We start from the raw sequence: 26,190 nt of genomic DNA, 5'->3' as shown, positions 1-26,190 counted from the left end.
CATAATTAGGTGTGATTATGAGCCAAAATATGTGGCGACCATCAATCCAGGAGCGCTTGCGCGGTCCGTTCATCAGTAATGAGCCCGTGAAGGCGGCGGCTTCGCAGGATGGCTCGTATGGCGGCCACCTTGGCCTGTCCGCCTGCCAGGGCCACAAGGCGCTCCTTCTTCGTCGTTGGGAAAGATGCCGAAAGGGTTCGTCCGGTCAGTGCCGTATCGAGGATCTGCCCATCCGCATTGAAAAAGTGACCCAGGATTTCGCCGACGCCGCCGGCGGCGGCGATGTCCTCGATCTCACCCGGCTCGACCAGGCCGGAGAGCACAAGCTGGGCCTCGGCATCCACCGTCCCCAAGCCGACGAGCTTCAGGTCGGCGTCATTGGCGAGATCGAACACTTCCTTGACGCCGCGTTGCGCTCTCAGCACCTCCCGGTCCTCGGCGGTGTTGGCGAAGAAGGGAACCGGCATGACATAGGCATGCGTGCCRGTCTTTTCCGCGATACGGTGCATGACGTCATAGGGATTGGCGCCGTAGTTTCGCGTGAGGCCGCCAAGCAGCGAAACGAAGCGCATATCCTTGGCAGTCGTCCGCGGCATATATTGAACGGCAGCCGAAAGCGTGCGGCCGTGACCAAGACCAATGACTGCGTGGTCACCGTGTTCGATTTCGCGCTTCAGATAGCCAGCGCCTGCATGACCGAGCGCGCGTAGCGGCAGGCCCTCTTCGCCAAGATCGGGCGCGACCTCGCAATATTGCAATCCGAAGCGCTCAACGAGACGCGCCTCCAGTTCGACGCATTCGACGATATCGCCGTCGATCGTGACCTTGACGACGCCATCGGCGACGGCCCGCGCGATCAGCCGATGCGCCTTGACCGAGGGAATGCCGAGGCGACGGGCAACGTCAGACTGCGTCAGTCCGCCGGCGTAATGAAGCCAAGCGGCCCGCACTGCAAGCGTATCATCAGCATCCGTCATCGCCGCACCTTTCCCATTTCTTCGCCGGCGATTCCGCCCGATAACAACCAGCCTTTGTAAATCGCCGGATCATATCTTCAAGTCTGCAGCGCCCGTGTCGATATGCGGCGCCCAGAAGGCGACGCTTTCAGCAATCTGCGCGATAACTTCGCGATCGTTCGGCTCACGTTCCTTGAATGAAAGCTCGAGGCAGATCTCATTGTCATCGGCACCGCCTGTCGCAAAAGCGTCCAACAGCGGAGCGGGTTGAATTCGGCCCTTGGCATTGAATTCGGCGGTGAACGGCCGGTGGCCGCCCTTGTCCATCAGGCTCTGCTTGATGTGGATGATCGGTGACAGCTTCGGCACGGCCCGCGCCCAGGCATAGGGATCGTAGTCGTCGGGATTGGCGGAGGTGACATCGCCATGGTCGATATCCGCCATCATCCACATCGGCACCGCCATATCGGCGGCAGTCAGTCGAGCCTGCAGCGAAAGGCAGGATTCGATCGTGTCGCCGAATTCGCGGCCGATGCTCATCGGCTCCCAGAAGACGTAGGAAAGACCCGCAGCCTTGGCATGCTCTGCGACTTCGCACCAGCAGTCGATAGCAATCTTGATCAGTTCCTCGCGCCGGTTCGCGTCGTCGAAGTCTCTGTAGGTGAAGATCGCAAACTGCGTTCCGACGGAATGCCCGCCGAGATCGGCGGTAATGTCCGCGAAGGTCTTGAACCAATCCACGTAATAGCGGCGCACCTCGGCATCCGGATGCCCGAAATGGTTTAACCGTCCATAAGGTCCGGTCATGCCCGAGGTGACGCGAACGCCGGTGCGCACCAACGCCGCCTTCATCTGGCGGGTCAGGCGGCGGATGACCGGGGCCTGCCAACTCGGGTTGATGAATTCATGGGTCAGCTGGAGATCACGGATGCGCAGGTCTCGCGCCACCGTCTCGATCAGGTCGTCCGGATCGGCAAAACGGTTCACCAGCGGATTGGTATTCAGCGAAAGCGTCAGCGGCATCAAGGCCTCCTCAGGCGGCGGCAAGATGGGATGAGGCGAACCAATCGGCAAAGGCTGCCCGCTCCGCCTCGCTCAGGTGAAGGTAATGCTTGGTGCGGCGATAGAGGATGTCCTCGGCCGTCTCGGCCCATTCGGTGGCGACGAGGTAACGGACTTCCGCCTCGTAAAGCTGCCCGCCGAAATGGTGTCCGAGCCCTTGCAGGTCCCCTGCCCCGGCGACCAGGTTCTTCGTGCGCGTGCCGTAGAGACGGCCATAGTGATGGACAAGCTTGCGCGGCATCCAGGGATAGGTGTCACGCAGGTTGTTGGCGAAGGTCTCGTAGTCGGCATTGGGCATTTCGCCGCCCGGCAGCGGTGCCTTTTCCGTCCAGTCGCCGCCCATGTTGGGGAAGACGTGGCCTAGGCGCTGCATGCCGCGTTCTGCAAGCTCCCGGAATGTCGTGATCTTGCCGCCGAAGACATTGAGAAGCGGCGCTCCCCCGGTTTCATCAAGATCGAACACGTAATCGCGGGTGACCGCTGACGGATTGCCCTTGCCGTCGTCAAACAGCGGGCGCACGCCAGAAAAGCTGTGCAGCACGTCCTGGCGGCGCAGCTTCTCCTTGAAATAGCGGTTTACCGCCTTCAGCAGATATTCGATTTCCGCCTCGTCGGCCGCCACATCCTCGGCCCGGCCCTCATAGGCGATATCAGTCGTACCGATCAGCGCCTTGTCGCCTTCATAAGGGTTGATGAAGATGACCCGCTTGTCGTGGTTCTGAACCAGATAGGCATTGGAGCCCGCCCAGAACTTCGGCACGATGATATGGCTGCCCTTGACGAGGCGCACATTGCGGCTGGAATTGGAGCCGGCGACACGGTTGATGATATCGGTTACCCAGGGGCCGGCGCAATTGACGAGACATTTGGCACGAAACGTCCGCGTCTCGCCGCTCGTGCTGCTTTTCGTCGTGATCGTCCATTGGCCGTTTTCCCGGCGCGCGGAGATCGCCGGCGAGCGGGTGAGCACCAGGGCCCCCTTCTCCGCCGCGCTCACCGCATTCAAGGTGACTAGGCGGGCATCATCCACCCAGCAATCCGAATATTCGAAACCGCGGGTATATTGATCGAGTATGGGCGTGCCTTCTGGATCGCGCAGCAGATTGAGCGTGCGGGTGCCCGGCAGCTTCTTGCGACCGCCGAGATGATCGTAAAGGAAGAGGCCAAGCCTCACGAGCCAGGCGGGGCGATCCTCGGGACTGTGCGGCAGCACGAAACGCATCGGCCAGATGATGTGCGGTGCGGCGTTGAGCAGCACCTCGCGTTCGATCAGCGCCTCCCGCACGAGACGGAACTCGTAATATTCCAGATAGCGAAGGCCGCCATGCACGAGCTTGCCCGAGCGCGAGGAGGTGCCCTGTGCCAAATCGTCCTTCTCGCACAATGCGACTTTCAGGCCGCGCCCGGCGGCGTCGCGGGCAATTCCCGCTCCGTTGATGCCGCCGCCGATGACGAAAAGATCCAGGATTTCGGGTTCGGTCATGTCATGCTCCCTCGGATGCCTATTGCATCAGCGATTCATTTTGTGGGCGGCATCGCCGCGGCTCTGGCCAGTGTTTCCCAGGCGGCGGGCATGGCCTTTCGGATATCGGCATAGGCGGAATAAAGCAGGTCGAAGCGGGAAGCTTCCTCCCGGATCGGCTCTTCGGCGTCTCCGAGCAGCGGCGTTACCCAGTCGGCGATGCAGTCATCCATTGTTTTGTAGGCGCCGATCGCCACAGCAGCCATCATGGCTGCACCTGCCGCTCCGGTCTCTTCACGGCGGGACAGGCGGATCGGCACCTTCAGTGAGGCAGTCAGGGAGCGGCGAAGCGCACTCGAGCGCACCGCGCCGCCGGTGACGCGCAACTCTTCCGGCATATCGCCCATGGCGGCGTAACAATCGCGCGTCGCGAGCGCCAGCCCTTCGACCACCGCGCGAACGAGGTCTGGAAACCCGTGGCGAACCGAAATACCGGAAAAGCCCGCCCGGGCCTGCGCATTGACGAAGGGGCCGCGCTCTCCGGCCTCGGAAATATAGGGATGATAGACGACCGAACCCGGCTGGCTTTCGAAAAACCAGCGGTCAATCCGTCCGACGAGCTCGGCATGGGTAACAGGCTTTCCGGCCTCCGCCATCAGATAGGCAGCCATCTCCAGCAGCCAGTCGATGTTGATCGTCGCACCCATATTGGTCTGCACCTGGGTAACGGTACCCGGGATCGGCAGGGCAATGACGTAGCCCGTGCCCTCGCGGTTGAGATGGACGTCAGCCACCGGCTTTGCACGCAGATGCACGCCGGTCGAACCGATCGTCGAACAGGCTGCGTTGCGTCCACCGCTGCGAACACCGGCGCCGAGCGCCGTCATCACCATGTCGACATAACCGAGACTGACCGGCGTACCGGCCAGCAGGCCGCAGGCCCGCGCCGCTTCCGCCGTCAGCGGATGGCTGATTTCTGTTCCATCGACAATATCGGGCAGAAGCGCGCGGCGATGCGTCAACCCGAGCGCGTCAATGGTGACAGCCGAATATCGCCGTGTCCTGAAATCACCAAAGGTGAAGCTTGCCTCCGAAGGGTCTGTCGCCCGCATACCGGTAAGATTGAGGTAGAGCCAGTCCTTGCAGTGCAGCGCCGTTTCCGCCCGGTCCAGAAGCTCCGGCACTACCCGATCCATGTGAGCGAGCTGCGCGCCCTGCTGGCAGGTATTTAGCCCCGTGCCGGTCCGCTCGAAACGCGCCCTGTCCGTTTCTTGGCCGGCAAGCGAAACCACGGTCGGCGCGGCGCGGGCATCAAGCCAGAGCCACGCATCAGCGACAGGCTGATTTCCGGAGCCGACCAACCATGTTCCATCGCCCTGCCCCGTCACCGCAATTGCGGCGGTGCGCGATGCAAGATCTTCAAGCTTCTCGCCCAGCCCGCGAAGCGCACCGACGCAATCCTGCCAGGTCTGGGCGAGCGATTGCGTAGCCGAGCCATCGGCGCCGCTTGAATATTTGTTGCGAACGGATGCGGCGGCGATCTGACGGCCGGAAAAGTCGAAGGCGACCGCCTTGATGACCGATGTTCCCGCATCGATGCCGATGATGACCTGGTGGCTAACGTCCATCGCAGATTATCCGGCAACGTCGAGCGTCGCGAGGGGCAAAACGCGCGTCGATTTCATGTCTCATATCCTCCCGGTCGGTACAGCCAGCAAAGCGCACAGGCGACCACATTTCGAATCCACGGGCAAGTTCGCCGGCGCATAGTCGCGCCCCGCGGGATCTTGAGATCCGATGCTTTTCGAAAGCTCCATGGGCTCATCAAAAAGATAACACAAAGATATCATTGCGCCAGTAAGATTTTTCTCGCAATGAAATTTTTTTCAGATAAAATTGAACCCACGGATGCGATGCGCGGCGATCGCGGACTGGCCCCTTTCCAGCGGCGGCCACGCGCTACCGGCACCCGCTTCGAATTATTTTATCATTTTAAATCAATTATCTAATTCAATATATTGGAATGGGCGCATGCCTCCTCACTTGGAGCGCGCGCTCAAGATCGCGTTCTTTTCCATTCCAATAAGCAGGCTGTTAGCCACACATTGTCGGCATGAGATCAGAAAACACCTGTTGACAGACGAACGATTTGATAACATGATTTTTGGCATAAACACCATTTACCTATCACGCAGGCATCCCTGCTGAGAGGAATTGCGGTTCGGCGATTGGAGGAGACAAGCGCCGGTCCGGCATGAAGGAGGTTCGGATGCGCATTTTTTTCGCTCATCATCACGCCGCTGGCGTGAATCGGCCTGACAGGCTTTCGCATTGCAATGCGGTTTTCGAAGCGTGCCGTCTTCGATGAAGCAGCCGTGAGGCTTTCGCCATTTTCCCCCTTTTTGACATAAATCCGACCAGCCGCAGAGGTCGCCAGCAATGAACACTCAGCCCGCTCACGCAGCATCCGCGCCAGGCAAAGGCAATTTGAAGATCATCGTCAGCGCCGTTGCGGCAATCGTGGTCATCGGCGCAATCGCGCTCGACACCAAGGTCGTCAAGATCGGCTCAGCGAGTGATGTAAGGCAGCAGGTCTTTTCTCCGGAAACCTTCGGCGCCGAGCAGTTTCCGCAGATCCAGGCGGATGTCGAGAAGAGAGCCGTGGCTGCGTCTGAGCTGGCAACGGCGATCGTGGCGGACAAGAAGGCTGCCGGCGAGAAATATGGCGTTGCCACGAGCACCGGTCCGGTCTTGCCCGTGACGCTGACCGGCACCTTCGGCGCGCGCAAATCCAATACCAATGAAATGAAGATCGACGGCTTGCCTCCCGAGACGGTGGTCCGTGTCCAGACCGGTCCTGCGGTCAATGGCACGGACCTCCGCGATGCCACGGGCACGATCCAATTCGGCCAGTTCACCAATCAGATTCAGTATCAGGACGCCGGGTCGGCCATCAACAACGAGATGAAGAAAGCCGTATTCGCCGGTCTCGATCCGGACCAGCTCGATGGCAAGACGGCAACCGTCGTCGGCGTGTTCAAGCTGATCAACCCGAAAAACTGGCTCGTAACTCCGGTCAAGGTCGACGTCAAATGAGCGAGGCAATCTCCACATCCGAAGCCCCTGGCGAGGTGGTTCTGGCTGCCCGCAACATCGCCAAATCCTATGGCAATGTGCATGCTCTCAAGGGCGTCAATTTCGATATCCATCGCGGACAGGTGACGACGCTCTTCGGCGAGAACGGGGCGGGCAAGTCGACGCTGATGAAGATCCTTTCGGGCGTCGTCCAACCGACGTCGGGCGCGATCGTTCTCGACGGCGCGCCGATCAGTTTCAGCTCTTCGACCCATGCGCGCGAATGCGGCATCTCGATCATTCACCAGGAGCTCAGCCTCGCACCCAATCTCAGCGTGCGCGACAACATCTTCATGGGCCGCGAGATCATTAAAGGCGGCGTGGTCGATTTTGCGGAAGAAGAGCGCCAGACGCGCATCTTGATGGAAGAACTCGAAGAAGAGATCGATCCGCTGACAAAGGTGGAGGATCTGCGTCTCGGCCAGCAGCAGATCGTCGAAATTGCCCGGGCGCTATCTGTCAATTCGCGTATCCTGATCATGGATGAGCCGACCTCGGCGCTCAGCGCCACCGAAGTCGAAGTGCTTTTCAAAGTCATCCACGATCTGACCGATCGCGGCGTGTCGATCGTCTACATCTCACATCACCTTGAAGAAGCGCTGCAGATCACCAACCACGCCGTCGTCCTGCGCGATGGCACCATGACAGCCTATGCGCAACGCAAGGACATCGACCTCGAATGGATCGTCCGCAACATGGTGGGCGACAATTTCGACCTCGGCAACCCGCCCGAAGGTTATGAATTCGGCAAGGCTGCGCTGTCGATCGACAATCTGACGGTTCCCGGCCCCTCCGGGTCGAACTTCAATTCCGTCGATCGCCTGTCGCTTGACGTGCGCGCCGGAGAGGTTGTCTGCATCTACGGCCTGATGGGCGCCGGACGCACCGAGCTTCTGGAATGCGTAGCCGGACGGTTGCGCGCAAGCGGCGGAAGCATTCGGCTCGAAGGACGGGATGTCGGGCACTTGAGCATCGCCGGGCGCATCGCTAGCGGCCTGGTGCTGGTGCCCGAGGATCGTCAACGCGACGGCCTCGTCCAGACGATGACGGTCGGCTCCAACCTGTCGCTCGCCAGCATCGGCGCATTCACGAAGGGGCTCTTCACATCCGGGCGTCGCGAGCGCGAACTTGTCGATGCCTCCATCCGCAAGGTGCACGTCAAGACCGATGGGGGAGAAGCTCCAATCGGTTCGCTGTCTGGCGGCAATCAGCAGAAGGTGGTCATCGGCAAGATGCTGGCGACCGAACCCAAGGTCATTCTTCTCGACGAACCGAGCCGCGGTATCGACATCGGCGCCAAGGCGGAGGTCTTCAAGCTGCTCGCCGAACGCGCCAGGCAGGGCCTTGCCGTCATCTATTCGACCTCCGAAGTCAACGAATGCCTGAGCATCGCGCACCGCATCATCGTCATGCATCGCGGCCGAATCTCCGCCGAATTCGGTGCTGACGTCACCAAGGAAAAGATCATGGCCGCCTCCGGCGAAGCCACGGTCGCGCACTAGCCCGGAACTATGGAGCACTGATTATGTCAGTCACTGATATCGCAGAAAAGAAAACAGTTTCCAACGGGCAGAAGCGCAACACCAATTTCGTGCGGCTGATCCTGGAAGGCCGCGCCTTCTTCGCGCTGATCGTCATCATCGCGGTCTTCTCCTTCCTGTCACCCTATTACTTCAGCCTGAGCAACTTTCTGACGATGGCCTCGCATGTTGCCATCTTCGGCATCCTGGCGATCGGCATGCTGCTGGTGATCCTGAATGGTGGCATCGATCTTTCGGTCGGCTCGACGCTCGGGCTTGCCGGCTGCATTGCCGGCTTCCTCATGCAGGGCGTGACGCTGAGTTCGTTCGGCGTCATTCTTTATCCGCCGGTCTGGGCCGTGGTGGTGATCACATGCGCTGTCGGCGCCGTCGTCGGCGCGGTCAATGGCGTGCTGGTCGCCTACTTGAAGGTTCCGGCCTTCGTCGCCTCGCTTGGCGTGCTCTATGTCGCCCGCGGCATTGCCCTGCTGATGACCAATGGCCTGACCTACAACAATCTCGGCGGCCGCCCGGAGCTTGGCAATACCGGCTTCGACTGGCTCGGCTTCAATCGTCTCGCGGGCATTCCGATCGGCGTCATCGTGCTCGCCGTGCTCGCGATCATCTGCGGCATCGTCTTGAGCCGCACGGCTTTCGGCCGCTGGCTTTACGCCTCTGGCGGCAACGAGCGCGCAGCCGATCTCTCGGGCGTGCCGGTCAAGCGCGTCAAGGTCATCGTCTACGTCCTTTCGGGCGTCTGCGCGGCAATTGCCGGTCTGGTCCTGTCGTCGCAGCTGACCTCTGCCGGTCCGACGGCGGGCACGACCTACGAATTGACGGCGATCGCAGCCGTCGTCATCGGCGGCGCGGCGCTGACGGGCGGTCGCGGCACGGTGCGCGGAACGATGCTCGGCGCCTTCGTCATTGGCTTCCTGTCCGACGGCCTCGTCATCATCGGCGTCTCGGCTTACTGGCAAACCGTATTCACGGGCGCAGTCATCGTCCTCGCGGTCCTCATGAACAGCATCCAATACGGGCGCCGGACAAAATCGTCCTGACGTCCGCAGCAGAACTTGTCCACGACGGCAGCTGGGTCTCCAAAAGTCGATCGCGGAAAGCACCGCCGGTTTCCGGCAGCATCTGAACTCACAAATGGGAGAGAGACTATGTTTAAAAAAGGCATGCGCATTCTTCTGGCAGCCGCGGCTGTCGCCCCGATCCTCGTCAGCTCCGCCTGGGCAGCAGGCCAGATGACGATCATCGTCAACGATCCGTCCAACCCCTACTGGCTGACGGAGGGCAACGTCGCCAAGGCGACAGCCGAAAAGCTCGGCTACACCGCCTCGGTCAGTGCGCATAAGGGCGACACCAACACCGAAAGCAACCTGATCGACACGGCCATCACCAATAAGTCGGTCGCGATCATCCTCGATCCGGCTAATGCCGATGGCTCGGTCGGCGCGATCAAGAAAGCGGTTGCCGCCGGTATCCCGGTCATTCTCGTCAATGCCGAAATCAACCAGGAAGGCCTCGCCAAGGCGCAGCTCGTTTCGAACAACGCCCAGGGCGCCGCAATCGGCGCGCAGCAGTGGGTCGAAGCGGTCGGCGACAAGGGCAAGTATGCCGAACTCTTGGGCGCACCGTCTGACAACAATGCCGCCACGCGCTCCAACGGCTATGAGACCGTTCTGACCCAGTACCCCGATCTTCAGAAGGTCGCCAAGGAAGTTGCCAACTGGGATCGCACCCAGGGTCACAACAAGATGCAGTCCATGCTGCAGGCCAATCCTGACATTATCGGCGTGATCTCCGGCAACGACGAAATGGCGCTCGGCGCCATCGCAGCGCTGAAAGAGGCCGGTAAGCTCGCCAATATCAAGGTCGGCGGTTTCGACGGCTCACCGGATGCGGTCGCAGCGATCAAGGCAGGCGAGTTACAGTACACCGTCCTGCAGCCCGTTGCCGTCTTCTCCGAAGAGGCCGTCAAGCAGGCTGACAGCGTCATCAAGACGGGCAGCACCGGCGCCAAGAGCGAAAAGCAGCTGTTCGATTGCCTGCTGATCACCAAGGACAATATCGACAAGTATACCGGCCCGTTCGTTCTGGCCCAGTAGTGAAAACGAGGGCGCCCAACCGGGCGCCCTCCTCGACCCTTTCAATCGCATCAAGCCGCTTTCGCCTTCTTTGCCTTGGCATGGCAATCACGATACGAAGCCGAGGTATCGAATTCAGCGACAAGGGTGACCCGTGACACAGAAGACCAATCAGGGCGATGAACTGTTGGACGAACTGACCAGCGACAGCCGCCAGACACGGCAGGTCGCGCGCCGACGCATGATCGCGGAGGCAGTGATGAGCGAAGGTTCGATGCGGATCGAGGATTTGACAGATCGTTTCGGCATCAGCCTGATGACGGCGCACCGCGATGTTGATGAACTCGTCAGCCGCGGCATCTTCAGGAAGACCCGCGGCATCGTCACTGCGGCGGCCACCAATCTCATCGAATCCAGCGATGTTTACCGCTCCAGCCGGCAGGCGTTGGAAAAGAAAGTGATCGCCGAGGCGGCGATGCAGTTCGTCGAACCGGGGCAGGCGATCTTTTTCGACGATTCAACGACCGTATTGCAGATGGCTTCGCATCTTTCTTCCAAGGTGCCGATCACCGCCATCACCAATTCGCTGACGCTGATGAATGCGCTGACCGGCATGCACGATGTCACCCTGCTGGCACTCGGTGGCCAGTACTACAATTGGTGCAATGCCTTCATGGGGCGCATGACTATCAAGGAGATCAACGGTTTGCGGGCTGACGTCGCCTTTATCTCCATGTCCGCCATCAACGACGGCATCGTGCTGCATCAGTCGCCCGAGACCGTCGATACGAAGCGCGCGATGTTCGACTGTTCCGTCAAACGCATCCTGCTTGCCGACCACACCAAGTTCGAACGGCGCGCGCTTCACAGCTTCGCGGCGCTCGACGAATTCGACGTCGTCATCGTCGACGACAAGACCCTGCCCATGCACATCGACCGGATGCGCTCCAAGGATATCAACGTCGTCGTTGCCAGGACCGGCAACGGGCGCGCGTGACCGGATCGCCCGGTCGCGATAGAAAGGTGAATGCGCATGCCGAGTCTGCTCGGGATCGATAGTGGCCTAACTGTCACGAAGGCCGTCATTTTCGATATCGACGGCACGCCCATCGCCGTCGCCCGGCGACGCGTTAGCCAGCTTATTCCGAGGCCGCGCTTCGTGGAACGGGACATGCGCGAATTGTGGACCGCGACGGCCGAGGCGATCCGCGAAGCGGTCGTCCTCAGTGGCCGTTCGGCAAGCGATATCCAGGCCGTGGCGGCAACGGCGCATGGCGATGGCATTTATGTGCTGGATCAATCGCAGGAGCCGCTTGGCAACGGCATCGTATCGCTTGACAGCCGCGCGGGTGATATCGTCGATCAATGGACGAAGAACGGGGTCGCCGACGAGGCGATTGCGCTTACAGGTCAGGTGCCGCATGTCTCCGCCCCGTCGGCGCTGCTGGCGTGGATCCGGGACCACGAGCCGGAACGGTTCGAACGGATCGGCCACCTCATGAGCTGCAAAGACTGGCTGCGATTTTGCCTGACCGGCACCATCGGTACCGATCGAACCGAAGCTAGCACTTCATTCACCGACGTGAAGACACAAGACTATAGCGAGCACGCGCTGCGCCTGTTCGGTTTGCAGGCGCTTGCGGGAACTCTGCCGCCCGCCGCCCGCTCGGATGAGATCGTCGGACGAATTACAGCCGATGCGGCGCGCTTGACGGGCCTCGTGGAAGGCACGCCCGTGGCTGCCGGATTGCACGATGTGACCGCCTCTGCGCTCGGTGCCGGCGGCTATGCAGATGGCGTCGTTGCCGTGATTGCCGGAACCTATTCGATCAATGAGACGCTGTCTTTTGAACCGCGCGTCGATCGACGGTGGTTCTGCCGCAACGGGATCGCGCCGGGCGTCTGGAACAGTATGTCGATCTCGCCCGCATCGAGCGCCAATTACGAGTGGTTCATCGAAAAGCTGTGCGGCCGCGAATGGGCGGACTGCGAAGCCAAGGGTATGTCCATTCACACTCTGCTGGCATCCGAGATCGACGCGGCTTTTGACCGCCCGTCGCCGGTGCTTTTCCACCCCTATCTCTTCGGCTCTCCTTATGGCGCATCGGCAAGCGCAAGCTTCTTCGGGCTTGGCGGTTGGCATGACCGCGGCGACATGCTGCGGGCCGTCATGGAGGGCATTGCGTTCAACCATCGTATCCATATCGATGCCCTGCGCGACGGCTTTGTCTTCCAGGAGGCGCGACTTGCCGGCGGCGTGTCGCGCAACCCCGCGGTCGCGCAGATGTTTGCCGACGTGCTCGCAATGCCGGTGACGGTGACCGGCACCGATGAAGCGGCCGCCTGGGGGGCGGCGCTTTGCGCCGGCGTGAGCACCGGTATCTACCCGGACTCACAAAGCGCTCCAACGAAAGACAAGCAAGGCAAGACCTGCAGCCCGGATCCCTCCCGCAGCCGCGACTATGAAAGACGCTACCGGCTTTTCCTGGAAGTTGCGGAAGTTATGAAGCCGCTTTGGCCAAAGATCGCCGGCCTTGCGCAGGACAGCGCGGCAGAGGCCGCAGTTTAGGACGACAGCACCATGACCCTCGACACGCTTGAGCATAGCCCGGACACCCGCGAGAACGACGTTGATGTCGTGATCCTTGGAGCAGGCATCAATGGCGCCGGCCTGTTTCGTGACCTTGCGCTGCAGGGCGTCAATTGCTTGATCGTCGATAAATCGGACTTCGGTTCCGGCACGAGCGCGGCGCCGTCTCGCCTCATCCACGGCGGACTGAAATATTTGGAAACCGGAGAATTCGGCCTGGTTGCCCAATCGACTCTGGAGCGCAATCTGCTTTTGAAAAACGCACCGCATTGCGTCGAACCACTTCCCACATTCATTCCGGTCTTCTCGTGGACACGCGGCATTTGGGCCGCGCTGCGAACGTTGCTCGGCTCCAAGACCGCGCCCCGCAGCCGCGGAGCCGTTCTCATCAAGATCGGTCTTTCCCTTTACGACTTCTTCGGCTCGCGTGATCGCATGATGCCGCGGCATCGGCTGATCTTGAAAAAGAAGGCCCGGCAGGAAATGCCACATGTGACGTCGGCAATAGTTGCCGGCGGGATCTACTACGATGCGAAAATCAGCCGGCCGGAGCGCCTCGTCTACGAACTCGTCAAGGATGGGCTGGAGGCGAACCCGCGTTGTGCCGCGGCAAATTTCGCCACGCTGACCGCTTGCACAGAAGGACGCCTGAGTTTTCGAAAGGAAGACGGAGCGGAACTCTCAGTACGCCCCAGGCTTGTCGTGAACGCAGCAGGCCCGTGGATTGATCATGTCAATGAAGCGCTCGGCGCCCCCTCGCATCTGATCGGCGGCACGAAGGGCTCGCATATCCTGATCGATCATCCCGAACTGGTGCGCAGCCTGAACGGCCATATGATCTATTTTGAAGCCGATGACGGCCGCATCTGCCTGGTCTACGGCTATCTTGGGCTGGCGCTCGTCGGCTCGACGGATATCCCGAGCCGGGATCCCGACACTGTGCGTTGCGAGGAACCCGAAATCGATTATTTCCTCCAGAGCCTGCGATCGCTGCTTCCGACATTGCGCTTCGATCGCGACCAGATCGTCTATACCTATAGCGGCATCCGGCCGCTTCCCGCCTCCGACGGAACAGCGCCGGGCCTGATCAGCCGCGACCATTCGGCCCCCATCATCGAAGCGGATGGCAAGCGGCCTTTTGCCATTATGTCCCTCGTCGGCGGCAAATGGACGACGTTTCGCGGTTTTGCCGAAGAGGCTGCCGACACCGTTCTTTCCCGATTGGAGCGCTCGCGCAAGCAATCGACCCGTTACATTCCGATCGGCGGTGGAAAGGCATTTCCGGCCGACGCGCAAGCGAGGCAGGTCTTCGTGGACAGGATCGCGGCGGCTGCAGGCATGACGGCCGCGCGCGCAGAACAGCTTTTGAACCGCTACGGGACGACCGCCGAGGCGGTGGCAACGTTCCCCTCCGATCATTCCGACGAGCGACGCGTATCGGGGGCCGAACACTTCAGTTTTCAGGAGATCGGCTGGATCGCGCGCAACGAGTTGGTGATCCACCTCGCCGATATCGTTCTGCGCCGCACGACGATCGCGATCGAGGGCCGGCTAACCTACGAAGGCTTGACGGATATTGCCGGCATCACCGCGAAAGCGCTCGGCTGGGATGCTCCGCGTGTCGAGTATGAGATCAATGACGTCGTTTCTCTGCTCAAGGCGTTTCACGGCCAGACACTGGCCGCCGGCAGGCCGGATATCGAGCCGGGAAAAAGCGCCCGCCCCCTCAGCCGATGAGATCTGAAGCATGTCGCACAAAAGTGTGCAGCAGTGTTGCGCGACATGAAGAAAACAGGATTTAAAGCGTGGCGGGCGGATCTGAAGATCGCGATACGCTTTAAGAGAAGACCGGATCGAGCGCGCCGGATGCGTAACGCTTCGCCATCGCCGAAACCGGAAGCGGCCTGATCCGGTCCGCCATGCCGGCCGTGCCGAACTGCTCGAAGCGCTCCCTGCAAAGCTTGGTCAGCGCGGCCATCGCCGGCTTCAGATATTTGCGTGGGTCGAATTCGCTCGGATCTTCCTGCAAGACCCGGCGGATTTGCCCGGTCATGGCCATCCGGCCGTCAGTGTCGATGTTCACCTTGCGAACACCGTTCTTGATGCCGCGCTGGATTTCTTCGACTGGCACTCCCCATGTCGGTTCCATCCGACCGCCATATTTGTTGATGATCTCCTGAAGCTCGATAGGCACCGACGATGAGCCGTGCATGACCAGATGCGTGTTCGGCAGCTTGCGGTGGATCTCCTCGATGACATTCATCGCCAACACCGAACCATCTGGCTTGCGCGTGAATTTGTAGGCGCCGTGCGAGGTGCCCATGGCAATCGCCAGTGCATCGACCCGTGTCTCGCGCACGAATTTCACCGCCTCGTCCGGGTTGGTCAGCAGTTGGTCGTGAGACAGCTTGCCTTCGGCGCCGTGCCCGTCTTCTGCCTCTCCCATGCCCGTCTCCAGAGAGCCAAGCACACCGAGTTCGCCTTCAACGGAAATACCGCCGAAATGCGCCATTTCGGTCACTCTCTTCGTCACGTCGACATTGTAATCCCAGTCGGCGGGTGTCTTCGCATCGGCTTTCAGCGAGCCATCCATCATGACAGAGGTAAAGCCCGCCTGGATAGCCGTCATGCAGCTCGCCTGATCGTTGCCATGGTCGAGATGCACGCAAACCGGGATATGCGGGTAGATTTCGACGACCGCATCCATCATGTGTTTAAGCATGATGTCATGGGCATAGGCGCGCGCGCCGCGCGATGCCTGCATGATGACGGGCGCGCGGACCGCATCTGCGGCTTCCATGATGGCGAGCGCCTGTTCCATATTATTGATATTGAATGCAGGAACGCCGTAGCCCTCCTCCGCCGCGTGATCCAGCAACTGCCTGAGCGTGATGCGCGCCATTGAACACTCTCCCTCACACGTGAGACACGTCGAAATCGTTGGCTTCCGTCTTTGGAAGGATCGCACAATCACAAAATCGGAACAAGCATAAATCACAATATCACAAATCTAGTGATGCATTGTTCTTCATTTGCACGTTCGGTTCTGTGCCGGGCGAAAAACCGGGCTTATGAGTCGGCGTCTTTGAAGGCTTCAATCGATCCAGTCACTGTAACCGGTCTCAAGCGCCCTTCGGGCAAGCGACAGGACCGGCTCGTAGTCGGCATCCGTAAGGATCGCGACATCGACGAGGCCGAGAATGTCGCGCGCACGGGAAAGCGATGGTGCGGCGATCGCGGCGACAAGCGCCTCGCGCATCAATGCAACATCCGCGTCCGAAACCTTTCCTCCGGTAATGAAAGGCAGACCTGGTGTTGCGGGTGTCTCGGCGAGGATGCGGATGCCTTCGATGCGAGCGGGTGTGAAACGCAGGAGATTGGCAAACGTGACGCAGTCGATTGCGGCGCAATCGGCCCTGCCGTCCGAGACAGCATCGATGCTCCCGCCATGGCTGCCGGTTTCGACAGTGCCACCGAAGAAGCGGCCACTACGGGCAAGCGGGCCAGCTGCGGCTCGGAGCAGATTCGCCCCGGAATTGCTGTCGGGACTATTGATGGCGGCTATCGCACCGCTTAGGTCTTGCAGGGAAGCAAAACCAGAATCGCGGCGCACGACGACGAAGCTGCGCATCAGCGGTCCGTCGCAGCCGGGATGGGCGTAGACCGGTGTTGCAACGAGGCGCACCTTGCGACGCAATCGCTTCACATAGGGATAGCCGCAGGTCTGGGAAAAGAGCAGGTCCTCACGAAGCCAGGCCTCGTCGTAGGGGACAGTGACATCGAGGCTTTCGGGCAGATCCGAAAGCCTGGCCTGCGCAAGATGGTGCCGAAGGAACGACCAGAGTTCGGCGGTGGCGTCCGCAAGCGGTTGCGGCGTGACGTACATTGCAAGGCTGGCAAGATGCATGCTCTTTACTCGTCGTACTGTTCGCCGAGCAGGCGAGAGGCAAGGACGGCCACATCTTCACCGAGCGAACGATCCTCGGTCATGACCGGCGTGAGGCCTCGAACGAAGGCTTGAGTCTTTCTCGTCCCCTGTCCGCAGCGGTGGCCGGAACGATGATCGACGGCCTGGGCTGCCGCCAGCATCTCGCAGGCAATGAGTAAGCGCCAAAGCTCCAACATCTCGCCGAGCTTGCGCACGGCAAGGGCCGATTGCGTTGCATGATCCTCGACGCCTTCCGACACGGCAAGGAAGTCGAGCATGACAGGATTGGCCTTGTGCCGGATATCGGCCATCAGCGCAGCAACCGTCTTCTGCATCGGCACGAACCCGGCCGATGGACCGCCGACCGGGGAGAGGTAGCGCGGCAAGCCGTTGCGGGGCGAGCCCGTCAGCTGAATGAATCGTGCGGCCGATGCCGCGGCGGCCTGAGCGACCGCGAGCCCGAGCGTTTCGAAGGCAAGCGAAAGCGCCGGCGTCTGGAAATTGCCTGAGGACAGCACCTGCTGTTCCTCCACCAGCACGACAGGATTGTCGGCGGCGGCATTCAACTCGATCTCGACGGCCTCGACGGCCCTCGACAGCGCATCGGCAAGTGTTCCATGGATGGGTGCAAGGCAGCGCAGGCTAAGCGGATCCTGGATGGAGGCGCTCGCCTCGAAAAGGGTCGAGCCCTCGAGCATCTGCAGCAGTCGATGGGCCTCGTCTGCCTGGCCCACCGCTGGCCGGGCGCGTTGTATGGCAGGCGACAGGATGAGCGGATTGCCGGCAAGGCCCTCAAAGCTCAAGGCAGCCGCCCGGCGCTGGGCATCGAGCAGTCGTTTGGCGTCGTATAGGACGAGGGCGCCCTGGCCGGCAGAGACCGCTGAAGCATTGAGAATCGATATGCCGTCCTTCGGCTGCAGGCTTGCAGGCACTAGGCCCGCAAGCTCAAGGGCTTCGTTCGCCGAATAGGTGATGCCGCGATATTCGGCTTTTCCTTCGCCAACCAGGGCGCGAGCCATGGCAGACAGCAGGACAAGGTCACCCGCGCCAATTGAGCCGAGCGACGGCATGACCGGATGAACGCCTGCATTCAGCAAGGCAAGCAGCGCCTCGAAGACGGGCAGCGAAATACCGGAACCGCCGACAGCCAGCATCGAGAGCCTGGCGGCGATGACCGCGCGGGTCACATCGCGCGGCAGCGCTTCACCGACCGCCATACCACGGCCGCGGATCAGTTGCAGTTGAAAGGCCTCGAAATCGCCAGTCACCACTGTCTTCAGATTGGCGCCAAGCCCGGTGTTCATGCCGTAGATCTGCTGGCCGGCAGCTGCGGCACCTTCCAGGATGCGCCGGGCGGCAATCAGTCGTTCACGGACTGCATCGGAAACCTCGACCAGCGCATCGCCACGGGCGATCGCTGCGATGTCGGCAATGGTGATGCCGGAGCCGGTCAGCAGGATTTCTGTCATGCGAAGCGCAGCCTCTGGCCGATACCGGTCGAGCGCGCCTTGGAAAGCAGCGCGTGCCCAAGCGCAATGTCGCTGAGCGACAGGCCACGGTGCCAGAGCAGGATGGTCTCGTCCTCGCTCTCACGGCCCGGCTTCAGGCCCGCAACGACCTGTCCGAGTTCGGCATGTAGCGTCTCCTCGGAAAGCCTGCCCGTCTCGACATGGGCGCGCAGCGAGCCGAATTTGCCGGTCTTGCACTGACCCCAGTCGTCAACGACGAGCTTGGCCATGATGTCGGTCAACGACAGTTCGATGGCGCTCATCGTGCCGTAGGGCACGACGAAGGCACCCTTCTTGATCCACTCGGTCTTCAGAAGCGGTTCGGGCTGCGACAGCCGTGAGGCTTCGACGACGATATCGGCGCCCTCCACGCAATCGCGCCAGTTATCGACCACTCTGATCTTCTTGCCGAGGTCGGCCTCCAGCTTGGCGCCGAAGGCGTCGCGGCTTTCCGGCCGGCGCGAATGCACGCGAATCTCGTCGAAATCGAAGAGGTGATCGAGCAGGCGGACGTTCCAGTACGCAGTGCCGCGCGCGCCGATATGGCCGAGCACCTTCGAGCCCTTACGGGCGAGATGCCGAGCACCGAGCGCGGTGACGGCGCCGGTGCGCATGTCGGTGATGACGGTTGCATCGAGGATCGCCTTCGGCACGCCGGTGCGCGGATCGAAGAGGTTGAGCACGCCGAATTCGGAGGGATAACCGAGCTTGTAGTTGTCGACATAGTCGCATACCACCTTGACGCCGGCAAGGCCGAGCGGCGCCACATAGCCGCGCAACACGTTGAAGTGGCCGTGAAAGCTTGCATCCGGCTCGAGATGAACGCGCGGCTCGATCACCGTCTGACCCCTGCCCTGGGCGGCAAGCGAGGTCTCGATCGCCGCCAGGATTTCATCGTCCGTAAGGTCAAGCGCCTCGATGTCGAAGGCGTTCAGATAGTCGATATAGATCGGGTCCATTGTCATCTCGTTTTATCGTTTGATGGGCGCGCTGAGGCCGAGGTTTTGGCGAAGCGTGCGGCCCTCATAATCTTCGCGGAAGAGGCCGCGGCGACGCAGTTCCGGCACCACGTGGGTGACAAAATCCTCAAGCCCCGAGGGAAAGAGCGGCGCCATGACGTTGAAGCCGTCGGCAGCACCTTCGGCAAAGCGTTCCTCCATCGCATCGGCAATCTGCACCGGCGTGCCGGCAACCTGCCAGTGGCCGCGTGCGCCGGCGAAATGGCGTGCGAGCTCGCGGATCGAAAGGTTCTCCCGCCTGCCGAGATCGATGATCAGCTGTTGGCGGCTCTGGATGAGGTTGGTCTGCGGCATATCGGGCAACGGCCCGTCGAGCGGATAGGCCGAGAGATCCTGGATGCTGAGATAGCTTGCAAGCAGGGCGACGCCGACGGCGTCGGGAATGAGTTCCTGCAGCGCGCGGTATTTCGCCTTCGCCTCGGCTTCCGTCGCGCCGACGATCGGCGATATGCCAGGCATGATCTTGAGGTCGTCGGGCTTGCGCCCGTATTTGGCAAGGCGCGACTTCACATCCTCATAGTAGGCCTGCGCTTCGGCAAGCGTCTGCGAGGCGGCAAAGACCACGTCCGCCGTGCGAGCGGCAAGTTCCTTGCCGACATCGGAGGCGCCCGCCTGCACCATGATCGGCCGTCCCTGCGTCGAACGCGGGCTTTCCAGCACGCCCTCGACGGCGAAATGCTTGCCGCGAAGATGCACCGGATGAAGTCTGGCGCGATCGGCAAAGGAGGCCTCGCCCTGCGGCAGATGGGCCCCCTCCTCTACACCGCCCCAGAGCGCAAGCGCTGCATCGGCAAATTCCTCGGCCCGCTCGTAACGCTCGGAGTGCGGCCGAAGCCCGCTGCTTGCGAAATTCTCCGCCTCGAGCTCGCTTGCCGACGTGACGAGGTTCCAGCCTGCCCTGCCGCCGCTCAACTGATCGAGCGAGGCGAAGGTGCGGGCAAGGCCATAGGGTTCGTTATAGGTCGTCGATGCGGTTGCCACGAGGCCGATATGCGTGGTGTTGACGGCAAGGGCAGCAAGCAGGCTCAGCGGCTCGAAAGCCGTCGAACGCGCCGCCTGGCTCGCCATCTCAGGATTGCGCTCGCGGATCGCGGCGGCGTCTTCCACGAAGAGCATGTCGAATTTGCCGCGCTCGGCGATACGGGCAAGCTCGATGAAATGGTCGATATCGACACCGGCCGGGGCATGGGCGTCCGGATGCCGCCATGCCGCGATATGATGGCCGCCTGCCATCAGGAAGGCGCCCAGTCTCATCTTGCGATCGCCGCTCATGATGCATGCTCCAACATTGCCGCGGGATGAGCCGGACGGGCGAGACCAAGACGATCGCGCAAAGTCCTGCCTGCATTCGCCTTGAGTAGCCCCAGGCGACGCAATTCCGGAACCACCTCCGTGAAGAACAGGTCGCCGATCGCGACCGTCGGTGGGAGGACCGTGAAACCGTCGACCTGCCCGAGGCCAAGCCATCGCCGCAAGGCATCGGCGATCCCAGCCGGCGTGCCGACGAGGCGTGAAGCAGACAGCGGTTGGCTCGCCCGGTCGGCCTCACCAAATCGGAGCGCATCGCTTGCCGCCTGCGCCGCTTCGGACGTCTCTGCAATGATCGGCACTATATTTGCCAGTATCCGAACGTCCTGCCGCCGGCGCCCAGCCGCTTCGAACAGGCGCACGAAATCGGCCGCCGTCTCGTTTGCATTTTCCGGTGTCCGATCTTGAAGCAGGACGACTTCAGCACTGTGCGCTGCCAACGCTTTGTTCTCTCCGCTCACAAGCTGGGCGATAACCGGTTTGCCCTGTGGCGAGCGGTTGACGTTGAGCGGCCCGCGCACCGTAAAATGCTCGCCCCTGTGGTTGAGCACATGCATCTTGCCTGGCTCGAAGAAACGGCCCTCGGCCTTATCGTAGAGGAAGGCATCGTCTTCCCAGCTATCCCAGAGCGCGCTCATAAGGCCGAGATATTCCTGGTTGCGTTCGAATTGGCCGGATGCGGGAAGGGCTAACCAGCCTGTGCGGCCGCTGCTGATCTGATCCAGCGAGGCAAAGCGGCGGGCGAGATTATAGGGCTCGTGCTGACTGGTCGCAGCAGCTGCCAGGAAGCCGATCCGGCGCGCCTTCGTCGCAAGAGCCGCGACCAGCGTCGTCGGCTCGAAGGGCGTCGCAATGGGCGAGAGATCATCGACCGGCCGGGCACCGAGCCGGTCCGAGAGCAGGACGAAATCGAACCCCGCCTCCTCCGCTTTCGCAACCTGGGAAAGCAGCGCATCAAAACCGAGAGGTTCGGACCTTGCGGCATTGCGCCAGGCCGATGGGTGATGACCGAAAGGTGTGAGGGAAAAGCCGAGATGCATCAGAAACTCCTGCACTCAGATCGAGAAAATCGCGTCGCGGGTCAACTGCCCGGTGACAATGCCACCGCCATCGACCACCGAAAGCACATCGCTGTTGGCGGCGACCATCAGCGACAAGGCATCGCGCAGATTGGCGCTTGCGGTGACACTGGCGGCGGGTGACGAGGGGGCACCAGGCCGCATCGCGTCGGCGACCGAAAACAGGCTGAGCCGCTTGATCGCCCGGTCTATACCGACGAAATTCGCGACGAAATCGTCGGCCGGATGGGAGAGGATCGCATCCGGCGCATCATATTGCACGATCTTGCCGGCGCGCATGATGGCGATCCGGTCACCGAGGCGGATCGCCTCGTCGAGATCGTGGGTGACCAGCACCACCGTCTTGCGCACGCGTTTCAGAATCTGCTTGAACTCGTCCTGCAGCCGGGTTCTGGCGATCGGGTCGATAGCGCCGAAGGGCTCGTCCATCAACAGTACCGAGGGATCGGCCGCAAGGGCGCGCGCCACGCCGATGCGCTGGCGCTGGCCGCCGGAGAGCTGGCGCGGATAGCGCTTCAGCATTTCCTTGGGATCGAGGCCGACGAGATCGAGAAGTTCATCCGTGCGCTTGGCGATCCGCGGCTGGTCCCAGCCGAGCAGGTTCGGCACGGCGGCGATATTTTCGGCGATGGTCATGTGCGGAAAGAGGCCGACATTCTGGATGACGTAGCCGATATGCCGGCGAAGCTTGACCGGATCGGCCCTGGTTACGTCCTCGCCATTGACGAAGATGTGCCCCTCTGTCGGCTCTATCAGCCGGTTGATCATGCGCATCGTCGTCGTCTTGCCGCAGCCCGATGGGCCGATCAGCGCAACCGTCGAGCCCTCGGGAACATCAAGCGTCAAATTATCCACCGAAGGCGCGGCACTTTCGCCATAACGCTTGGTGACGTTCTCCATGCGGATCATGCGGCGGTTCTTTCTGCAAATAGATGCTTCTCGGCGCGGCCGAGAATGAATTCGGTGGCGAGCGCCAGGATCGCGATCGGCACGGCGCCGACGATGAGCCGCGACATGTCCATCATGCCGATGCCGGTGGCGATGAAGTCGCCGAGCCCGCCGCCGCCGATGAAGGGCGCGAGCGTCGCTCCGGCCAGCACCTGGACGGCTGCCGTGCGCGCGCCGGCAAACATCGCCGGGGCTGCCAGCGGAATGCGGATCTTCCGCAGGACCTGGCTGCGGCTCATGCCCATGCCGATCGCCGCCTCCACAGCATCGGCATCGACATCGCGCAACCCGACATAGGCGTTGAGCAGGATCGGCGGCAGGGCAAGTACGGTTAGCGCCACGATCGACGGCAGGATGCCGATACCGAGTAGCGGCAACATGATCGCCAGGATCGCAAGGCTCGGAATGGTTCGGAGGCCATTGACGGTATTGATGACGCCAAAGGCGAAGCGACCGTAATTGACGATCAGGACAGCCAGTGGCAGCGCTATGGCAAGCGCGATCGCCAACGACACGCCGGACATCAGGAGATGGCGTCCGAGGGCGCGGAAGAATTCGTCCTGGTGATCGACGATCCAGAAAAAGGCAGTGCTCAGCATGCGCGTGCCCTCACTGCCAGCGCACCAGGGCCTGCTCGGCCCGGGTGAGAATGAAATCGAAGATGATGGCCAGCAGTGCCGTCAGAATGCCGCCGACCAGGATCTTCTCGGCATATTCCTGATCGATGCCGATCAGGATGATGGTGCCGAGCCCCCCGCCATCGATGAAGGCAGCGACTGTCGCAATGCCGATGACGGTGACGAGCGCAATGCGGGCGCCGGAGACGATCAATGGCAAGGCGAGCGGCAGTTCGATGCGGAAGAGCCGCTGCCACGGGCCGTAGCCCATGCCGTCGGCGGCATCGAGCACATCGGCCGGAACGCCGCGGATACCGGTGACGACGTTGCGCAGCAGGATCAACAGGCAATAGGAGGAAAGCCCTATCAGCGCCGGCTTCATGCCGAGGCCGACGAAGGGGATCAAAAGCGCAAAGAGCGCCAGGCTCGGAATGACGAAGATGATGTTCGTTACCGTCAGCGCGAAGGCATAGAGCCGAGGCCGTCGGGCGCAGACGATACCGAGCACGAGCGCGATCGCAAGGCCGATGAGCACGGATGAAATCGACAGCACCAGATGCTGCCAGACGGCAAGCGCGATTTCCGGAATATGCTTGGGTGCCCAGTTCAAACGCGAGAAATCCTGTCTGCACGATCACGACAAAGCGGCGAAGCTCCAAGCTTCGCCGCATTTTTTCTTCAGGGAAAGCGAACCTTGCGCGTCGCTCTCGATCAGATCCCCTTGGCCTTCAGGAATTCCGCGGCAACGTCTGCCGGCTCTTCCTTGTCGCGATCGACCTTGGCGTTCAGCTCGCGCATGGTCTCGTTGTTAAGAAGCGGGCTCACCTTGTTCAGAACCTCGGCGATCTTCGGGTTCTTGGCGAGTGCATCCTGGCGCACGACCGGCACGAGGTAATAGGGCGGGAAGAGATGTTTGTCGTCGTCGAGCACGACCAGCTTGTTGTCGGAGATCTGCCAGTCGGTCGCAAAACCATAGGAGACGTCGAGGTCCTTGCTCGTCAGTGCGCTGTAGCGGATGCCGAGCTTGGCGAAAATCTTGAATTCCTTGAATTCGATGCCATAGACCTGCTTCAGGCCCGGCAATCCGTCCTTGCGCTCGCCAAAGCCGCCTTCAGCGCCGAAGGTGAGGGCCTTGGAAACAGGACCGAGATCGCTCAGCGTCTTCAGCTTGTACTTTTCGGCGGTTTCCGGAAGTGTGATGATCGCATAGCCGTTGTTGATCTGCGTCGGCTGCAGAAGCGTCAGCTTGAGGTTCTTCTCGTAGTAATCCTTGACGTCGGAATAGATCTTGTCGGCGGAACCTGACAGGTCGCCCTTGACGACGGCGGCAACCGCCGTGCCGGTATATTCCGGATAGAGATCGATATCGCCGTTCGTCAGCGCCGTGTGGGCGACAAGCGTGGCACCGAGGTTGAGGTGGCGCTCGACTTCGACACCAGCCTTTTCAAGCGCCTGGGCGTAGATTTCGGCGACGACGAACTGTTCGGTGAAATTCTTGCTGCCGATCTTTACCGCATCGGCCTGCGCCGGTGCACCCACGAAGGCGGCCAGGATGGCGCCGGCAAAGAGCCCGGCGAAGGATTTCGAAAGCATTGCGTTCCCTCATTTGACATTCGAGTTGTTCAGGAGAGGTGATAGCGGTTTCCAATGATCCGAGCGCGGAATGGAATACCAATTTTTTACCGATTTAGGTGAAATTTAATCCCCAAGAGAACACTCGGCCAGCGCACTCCAGGATGCGCGTGGCAAAACCGGAACAGACAACAACACAGCCCGATCATCGAAGGGTCGGAAGAAGGTGTAGCCGGTCAAGATCGGCTATCTGCCACCGGCCATTGCAGGCGAATACCGGCGACGCCAGCGCACTGGTTTCCAAGCAGTCCGTAGGCCAACCGCCCGAGAGGCCGAGCTGTTCCAAGAATGCCGGCCACTGGCAGCGAGACTTGCATGCCATTGATAGCGAGAGGATTGACCTATAACATTGCCACAGCGGCAAGCGGCCGCGCAACAATCAGGAGCTTCCATGCCTACCGGTACAGTCAAATTTTTTAACGATGACAAGGGGTTCGGCTTCATCACCCCTGAGAATGGTGGGGCGGATGTATTTGTGCATGTCTCTGCTCTGCAACAAGGCGGATCCTTGAGAGAGGGACAAAAGGTAAGCTACGAGCTGGGCCAAGACCGCAAGACCGGAAAGTCGAAAGCAGAGAACGTCGACACGCTTTGATCAGTCCACGGCTTTGAATAGCCAGCTATTCTCGTCCGGTCATTACATTGATATCTGATCCCGCTCGCAGCAGCGAGAGGGTACAGATGCCAAAGTAGCGGCTTCACGACGATACATGATCAACCTCCGTTGATCGGGCTTGAGGCAACCAGCATCTTCACGACAAATCAGAGCTTGTGAAACCCTTGCTCATCTCGGTGAGGGCGAACTGCTGGAGCGTCGGCGGAAAACTGCCTGCAAGCACGACGATTGAGAAGGAGTTCGGCCGGCGTCAAATTTCCTCCGCCAAACGGGCGAGATTCTAACACCGGCCGTCCGTCCCTTTATTGATGGTCACCGTCCTGAATAGGGGCCCTGCCTGGCTGGTCGTGGGGGCTAACAATACGGTCGCACTCGGTCTCGTCGGAAGCGTCATACGGCCCTCCACGAAGATCGACAATCACCGCAAGTTCTCCCCCGATTGGCGATGTAGTTCTCCCGCCTCTTGCGGCCGCATGCGCCGGCTCCTTTCAAGATCACGCTTGCGTGTTTACCCGCAAGAGCTTTCCTGCCCCGGCATCCTCTTCATCTCCAGAACCTGAAGGTCGTGCGGCAAATGTCCAACTCGGCGGCGACGGTGTATACTGCCTGAGAGATCGACTGGATCGCACATGGCGCATGTAATTCCTGGATGTCTAATATGACATCAAAAACAAATCATAGAAAAGCACCGCGATGCCGTCTACAAGTCAATGGACT

At 61.1% G+C, this 26,190-nt stretch carries 23 protein-coding genes; 8 read left to right on the top strand and 15 right to left on the bottom strand.

The features are described 5' to 3' along the window. Positions 1–41: 41 nt before the first annotated feature. From AC1DUP_RS05575 to AC1DUP_RS05555, 5 genes are all read right to left on the bottom strand, one after another. On the bottom strand, positions 42–977 hold the full coding sequence (locus AC1DUP_RS05575) for a sugar-binding transcriptional regulator (protein WP_113298775.1): 936 nt from the start codon (positions 975–977) through the stop codon (positions 42–44). Between the two features lie 69 nt (positions 978–1,046). Continuing rightward, positions 1,047–1,979: a TIM barrel protein gene (locus tag AC1DUP_RS05570; RefSeq protein WP_113308932.1), complete on the bottom strand. Its 933-nt coding sequence runs from the start codon at positions 1,977–1,979 to the stop codon at positions 1,047–1,049. Positions 1,980–1,989: 10 nt separating this feature from the next. Next, complete coding sequence (locus AC1DUP_RS05565) at positions 1,990–3,501, bottom strand: glycerol-3-phosphate dehydrogenase (RefSeq protein ID WP_113308931.1); 1,512 nt, start codon at positions 3,499–3,501, stop codon at positions 1,990–1,992. A 35-nt stretch (positions 3,502–3,536) separates the two neighbouring features. Beyond that, positions 3,537–5,108, bottom strand: a complete 1,572-nt coding sequence (locus AC1DUP_RS05560; RefSeq protein WP_113308930.1) for an FGGY-family carbohydrate kinase — start codon at positions 5,106–5,108, stop codon at positions 3,537–3,539. A gap of 491 nt (positions 5,109–5,599) precedes the next feature. Continuing rightward, positions 5,600–5,920, bottom strand: a complete 321-nt coding sequence (locus AC1DUP_RS05555) for a hypothetical protein (RefSeq protein ID WP_162748485.1) — start codon at positions 5,918–5,920, stop codon at positions 5,600–5,602. Here AC1DUP_RS05555 and AC1DUP_RS05550 point away from each other — a divergent pair. The 7 genes from AC1DUP_RS05550 (at position 5,920) to AC1DUP_RS05520 (ending at position 14,555) form a co-directional block, all read left to right on the top strand. Then, entirely contained in the window at positions 5,920–6,576 is a 657-nt protein-coding gene (locus tag AC1DUP_RS05550) for a DUF2291 domain-containing protein (protein ID WP_113298771.1), read from the top strand. The genes AC1DUP_RS05555 and AC1DUP_RS05550 overlap by 1 nt on opposite strands. Then, entirely contained in the window at positions 6,573–8,117 is a 1,545-nt protein-coding gene (locus AC1DUP_RS05545; RefSeq protein WP_113308929.1) for a sugar ABC transporter ATP-binding protein, read from the top strand. The genes AC1DUP_RS05550 and AC1DUP_RS05545 overlap by 4 nt, the downstream gene beginning before the upstream one ends. Before the next feature lie 23 nt (positions 8,118–8,140). Next, complete coding sequence (locus AC1DUP_RS05540) at positions 8,141–9,193, top strand: ABC transporter permease (protein WP_113298769.1); 1,053 nt, start codon at positions 8,141–8,143, stop codon at positions 9,191–9,193. A 108-nt stretch (positions 9,194–9,301) separates the two neighbouring features. Then, positions 9,302–10,249 (top strand): D-ribose ABC transporter substrate-binding protein, encoded by a 948-nt coding sequence (locus AC1DUP_RS05535; RefSeq protein ID WP_113308928.1) that lies wholly within the window; start codon positions 9,302–9,304, stop codon positions 10,247–10,249. Positions 10,250–10,382: 133 nt separating this feature from the next. Further along, the gene (locus AC1DUP_RS05530) at positions 10,383–11,225 is read left to right on the top strand and encodes a DeoR/GlpR family DNA-binding transcription regulator (RefSeq protein ID WP_113298767.1); all 843 of its coding nucleotides are present in this window, start codon (positions 10,383–10,385) and stop codon (positions 11,223–11,225) included. 36 nt (positions 11,226–11,261) lie between these two features. Beyond that, a complete protein-coding gene (locus tag AC1DUP_RS05525; RefSeq protein ID WP_113308959.1) occupies positions 11,262–12,797 on the top strand; it encodes an FGGY-family carbohydrate kinase in 1,536 nt (511 codons plus the stop codon). Positions 12,798–12,809: 12 nt separating this feature from the next. Next, a complete protein-coding gene (locus AC1DUP_RS05520) occupies positions 12,810–14,555 on the top strand; it encodes a glycerol-3-phosphate dehydrogenase/oxidase (RefSeq protein WP_113308927.1) in 1,746 nt (581 codons plus the stop codon). A 100-nt stretch (positions 14,556–14,655) separates the two neighbouring features. On the opposite strand, the gene fba is transcribed toward AC1DUP_RS05520, so the two are convergent. The 10 genes from fba to AC1DUP_RS05470 form a co-directional block, all read right to left on the bottom strand. Continuing rightward, on the bottom strand, positions 14,656–15,720 hold the full coding sequence (fba, locus tag AC1DUP_RS05515) for a class II fructose-bisphosphate aldolase (protein WP_113298765.1): 1,065 nt from the start codon (positions 15,718–15,720) through the stop codon (positions 14,656–14,658). A 192-nt stretch (positions 15,721–15,912) separates the two neighbouring features. Further along, positions 15,913–16,725 (bottom strand): PhnD/SsuA/transferrin family substrate-binding protein, encoded by an 813-nt coding sequence (locus AC1DUP_RS05510; RefSeq protein ID WP_113298764.1) that lies wholly within the window; start codon positions 16,723–16,725, stop codon positions 15,913–15,915. A 5-nt stretch (positions 16,726–16,730) separates the two neighbouring features. After that, positions 16,731–18,215, bottom strand: coding sequence for an HAL/PAL/TAL family ammonia-lyase (locus tag AC1DUP_RS05505; RefSeq protein WP_113308926.1), 1,485 nt, complete (start codon positions 18,213–18,215; stop codon positions 16,731–16,733). Next, positions 18,212–19,213, bottom strand: coding sequence for an ornithine cyclodeaminase family protein (locus AC1DUP_RS05500; RefSeq protein ID WP_113308925.1), 1,002 nt, complete (start codon positions 19,211–19,213; stop codon positions 18,212–18,214). Before AC1DUP_RS05500 ends, AC1DUP_RS05505 begins: the two co-directional genes overlap by 4 nt. 12 nt (positions 19,214–19,225) lie before the next feature. Further along, on the bottom strand, positions 19,226–20,545 hold the full coding sequence (locus tag AC1DUP_RS05495; protein WP_113308924.1) for an LLM class flavin-dependent oxidoreductase: 1,320 nt from the start codon (positions 20,543–20,545) through the stop codon (positions 19,226–19,228). After that, the gene (locus AC1DUP_RS05490; protein WP_477832243.1) at positions 20,542–21,621 is read right to left on the bottom strand and encodes an LLM class flavin-dependent oxidoreductase; all 1,080 of its coding nucleotides are present in this window, start codon (positions 21,619–21,621) and stop codon (positions 20,542–20,544) included. Before AC1DUP_RS05490 ends, AC1DUP_RS05495 begins: the two co-directional genes overlap by 4 nt. Positions 21,622–21,636: 15 nt before the next feature. Then, on the bottom strand, positions 21,637–22,569 hold the full coding sequence (locus AC1DUP_RS05485; protein WP_113308922.1) for an ABC transporter ATP-binding protein: 933 nt from the start codon (positions 22,567–22,569) through the stop codon (positions 21,637–21,639). Further along, positions 22,566–23,207 (bottom strand): ABC transporter permease, encoded by a 642-nt coding sequence (locus AC1DUP_RS05480; protein ID WP_113298758.1) that lies wholly within the window; start codon positions 23,205–23,207, stop codon positions 22,566–22,568. The genes AC1DUP_RS05485 and AC1DUP_RS05480 overlap by 4 nt, the downstream gene beginning before the upstream one ends. 10 nt (positions 23,208–23,217) lie before the next feature. Continuing rightward, positions 23,218–23,835 carry an ABC transporter permease gene (locus AC1DUP_RS05475; protein WP_113183801.1) on the bottom strand — a complete coding sequence of 206 codons (618 nt, stop codon included), beginning with the start codon at positions 23,833–23,835 and terminating at the stop codon, positions 23,218–23,220. A gap of 101 nt (positions 23,836–23,936) precedes the next feature. Then, positions 23,937–24,818 (bottom strand): glycine betaine ABC transporter substrate-binding protein, encoded by an 882-nt coding sequence (locus AC1DUP_RS05470; RefSeq protein ID WP_477832242.1) that lies wholly within the window; start codon positions 24,816–24,818, stop codon positions 23,937–23,939. Positions 24,819–25,248: 430 nt separating this feature from the next. Here AC1DUP_RS05470 and AC1DUP_RS05465 point away from each other — a divergent pair, with 430 nt between their 5' ends. Then, positions 25,249–25,452: a cold-shock protein gene (locus tag AC1DUP_RS05465; RefSeq protein ID WP_113298756.1), complete on the top strand. Its 204-nt coding sequence runs from the start codon at positions 25,249–25,251 to the stop codon at positions 25,450–25,452. Positions 25,453–26,190 lie beyond the last annotated feature (738 nt).

It is taken from the genome of Rhizobium sp. 01L419 (genome assembly GCF_056400025.1).
Note: the sequence above shows the minus strand (reverse complement) of the source record. Positions and strands in the feature narration are given on the sequence as shown.